Source organism: Brevibacillus sp. MCWH, from assembly GCF_013096935.1.
Taxonomy (GTDB): domain Bacteria; phylum Bacillota; class Bacilli; order Brevibacillales; family Brevibacillaceae; genus Brevibacillus; species Brevibacillus aydinogluensis.
This window is the reverse complement of the sequence record NZ_SDLF01000230.1, coordinates 1-396: the sequence shown is the minus strand read 5'-3', so window position 1 is coordinate 396 and position 396 is coordinate 1. Positions and strand designations below refer to the sequence as shown.

Annotated in this window: 1 protein-coding gene; it reads right to left on the bottom strand. The window is 66.4% G+C overall.

Annotated features, from left to right (window positions below; translation table 11 throughout):
* The coding region (locus ETC00_RS20220) for a LysR substrate-binding domain-containing protein (RefSeq protein WP_253264363.1) at positions 1–396 on the bottom strand (396 nt) is incomplete at both ends.

The following is a 396-nucleotide window of genomic DNA, read 5'->3' as shown; positions in this document are numbered from 1 at the left end:
GTTCATGAAGACCTGCACCCGAACCGGCAGGTTTCGCCGGTTCGGATAGACCAGCGAAACCGGCATCGGCGGCGGCCGGAAGTCGGGCATGACGTCGACGAGCGTACCGTCCGCAATCGCCGACGACAGCCCCGCGTACACCGGTGCCTGGATCATTCCCAGCCCCGCGCGGCACGCTGCGTCGTAGCTCTCGGCCGAGCTGACGGTCACCGCGCCTTTCATCGGCCGGAACGCGGAGCGGCCGTCCACCGTGTATTCCCACCCCGGCGACTTCGTGCCCAACGTCTGCACGTAATGGACGATGCGATGGTGGTCGAGGTCGTCGAGCGTTTTCGGCATGCCATAGCGCGCGATGTAGGCCGGGCTGGCGCAGTTGACCTGATGCAACTGGCCGAG